Annotated in this window: 2 protein-coding genes; both read right to left on the reverse strand. The window is 50.7% G+C overall.

What is annotated here, in order from left to right; all coding sequences use genetic code 11:
• Positions 1-1,333: TolC family outer membrane protein (locus K4305_RS10990; RefSeq protein ID WP_331562492.1), on the reverse strand; the 1,333-nt coding region annotated here is incomplete at its 3' end.
• 41 nt (positions 1,334-1,374) lie between these two features.
• Positions 1,375-3,135: VWA domain-containing protein (locus K4305_RS10995; protein WP_331562493.1), on the reverse strand; the 1,761-nt coding region annotated here is incomplete at its 5' end.

Genomic DNA, 3,135 nt, shown 5'->3' on the forward strand with positions numbered 1-3,135 from the left:
GAATATTGATATCCTTCAGACTCGGCATCTCGCCGCGAACGATACCCATCGTGCTCATCAGTTTGCCCATACCGGCCAGCGTCCGAGCATTGGCAACCGTCAGGTCGAAAAACCCGTTAAAGTATGCCCGCTGCGCCTGGTAATACTCGTTTTCCGTATCCAGCAGATCGAGCAGCGTCCTCTTCCCGATGTTGAACTGCTCACGGTAGGCTGAACGCACACGATCAAGGTTTTTCCGGTGCTGATCCAGATACCTCACCTGCTCGGCTATTTTTATACGATCGTTATACGCAATCGATACAGTCTGGCGAAGATCGGTCGCTGCCTTGTCTTTCACATCAACCGAACGATACAGCTTCTGCTTGTACTGCCTTACTGCCGCCGCATCAGAGCCGCCGTTGAGAATGTTGTAGCTCAGCACAAGTTCCACTACCGCTTCGTTGCGGTTGCCGTCTATCCCGTCGGCGTCCCAGGTCCAGTCGTGACGGGCCCTGAGATCGAGACGCGGATAAAACTTCGATTCCTGCACCTTCACCGCATGTTTCGACGCGTTGATCTCCGACATGGTGGCAAGAAATCCGGGATTCTGCTGATATGCTTCGTAAAGCGCTTCGTTTACTGATGCCGGAATGCCGACATCGGGAAGAAGCACCGCTTCGAGGTTCTCTTCCGGCAACTCGCCGACGAGACGCTGGTAACGGGCCATCACGTCGTGCAGATTGCTCAGTTCCGTCACATAGTTCGACTGCGCAAGCGCAACACGCGCGCTGATCTGCTCGAGATCGACTCCCGCTCCTACGCCGGCTCCGACCCGACTGCTTACCTGCCGGTAGATCTCCTGATGGTAGTCGAAATTCCGTTTTGCAAGACGCACCATCTCCCGATAGCGCAGAACGTCGGTATATGCCCTCACGCTTTCAAGGCCTACTGTTTCAATCGAATCCATAAACTCGAAGTACCTGGCCTGGCCGGAGTGTTTAAGCCTGCAAACCTGGTTGCAGGTATAGAAACCGTCAAAAAGCATCTGCGTCATTTCCAGGCGAATGCCTTTGCGCCAGTAGTTCTTATCGGTCACCGCATCGCCGTAGAGCCACTCCCTGCCGATGCCGGCGGAAGCATCGACCTTAGGCCAGTACCCGCCGTTGGCCACGCCCTGCTCTTCGTAGACGTCGCGGAAGGCATGGAACCTTGCCTTGATTTCAGGGTTCGTATTCACCGCTTTTTCCGCCGCTTCTTTCACCGTCGCGGCCTCGGCATGCGGCAGCACGCCCGCGCCAAGCAGCAGCACCGCCGCCGCAAGCGCCTTCATTGTCCTCTTTGTCGATCGGTTCATTGTTGATGCATTGTATATTGAGAAAAATTGCTCTCCCGGGTTCAGAGTGTCGGAGTAATTCGGTTATCGATATACACACTGACACCGGGATTATTCGAATTGGTATAGAGCTTGTACCCACCGCTTGTCTCGAAACTCCATCCAGCTCCTTCGAAATCAACGCTGTCTGAACTTTCCCCAAGAATATAGAGCGTATTGTTTCCGTCGGTCATGTCAATGACATCCTGAAGCGAAAGGTTGGTGAGCGAATGCACACCGTTCTGCGTCAGATCGATAACCTCGATATTCCTGAGCACACTGTTCGAAAGCGTATTGAAATTGATTCCGACGCCAGTTGCAAGAATAAGCGTATCGTCGCCGCCTCCGTTGCCGCCGTCGATAACCGTATCGTTGGCATCGAAAAGAAGCGTATCCGCGCCATGATATCCCATTATAACATCGGAACCGCCCGCTCCATCGAGGTAATCATCCCCTTCTCCGCCTTTGAGAATATCGCTGCCGCTCGAGCCCGTCAACGTATCATTTCCACCCTGTCCGTCCAGATACGCATTCACAGATGAAGCGGTCTTCGTCTCACCGGTATCTCCGCCTGTCCATGTTTCATTTACAGGCGATGGAAGCGGATAATTCGTTATTATTATTGAAGAGCTGCTCGTATCTCCATCAGCATCCACAAGAGTAAAGCCTATTGTTTCATTATAAATACTGGAAAATATCGCTGGCGCTTTGTATTCATAGGCACCATTATCCATATTCATTTTGATTATGGCTTTATCCGCTGTATTGACCGTTAAAACGTTAGTTGATGTATCGAATGAATAGTTCCCGGTTCCCCCTGAAACTGTTATAGACCCTTCGCCTGAATTGCCGGATGGATCATACGTATACGTCACCGAATTCACTGTAAGTGACTTCACATACCCTCCTTCATCTGCACCAAGAACAAGACTGAGCGATCCAGTAAGAGGCTCCTGTGGTATCGTATCCGAAAGCACCTCATCAAGATTATTAAGATTCGGCACTTCGATTCCATTCATATCAACTTCATTGGCTCCATCATAGGCTACAGGATTCATATTACCTTCATTGATACCCGTACCAAGTCCGATTGCATAAGAAATAACATTATTGTTCTTTAACCATGCCTCCCAGCCAGCTCTTTCGTTATTATTGATGCCATTATTCGTCCCCCAATTTGGCCATGTCGTGTCATACCCCGGCGTACCATATGTCGAATATGGATCCCAATTCGTATTTGTTGTTGGCGACCCGTCAGAAATGAAATAGGAGACGCTTTGTGCATCGGTAAGTGCCCCTGAATCATTATAGGCATCCATCGCTGTCAGCAATGCAACGTCGTAGTTCGTTAACTGACCAGCATCTGTATGTGCATCAATCATCCCATCAAGAGTATTCTTCGCATCTGTTGAGGTCTGCCACGTTGTTCCTCCTTTGATTGTGCCAGTACTGTCAAAATCGACAATTCGCACCTTCACTTCGCCCAATGCATCGTACTTGTCTATAAGAGCTATTGCGGCATCAACAGATAAAGCCATTCGTGTGGTGTATCCGCTCACTCCAGGATTAGATCCCATACTGCCTGATGTATCGAGAATAATAAGCAGATTGGTATCTATAGGTGTAGCGGTCGCAGACTCGTAAATCGGTATGGATACCGGGATGTCGTCCTGCACCATGATCTGCAGGCTGCCGCTGTCGAGCGTCAGCTGGTCGCCGTCTTCGTCGTACCCGACTATCGCTCCCGACAGGTCGAGCGTCAGCAGCGTCTCGGTCTGGTCGCC

Source organism: Chlorobium sp. (genome assembly GCF_036528655.1).
Taxonomy (GTDB): domain Bacteria; phylum Bacteroidota; class Chlorobiia; order Chlorobiales; family Chlorobiaceae; genus Chlorobium.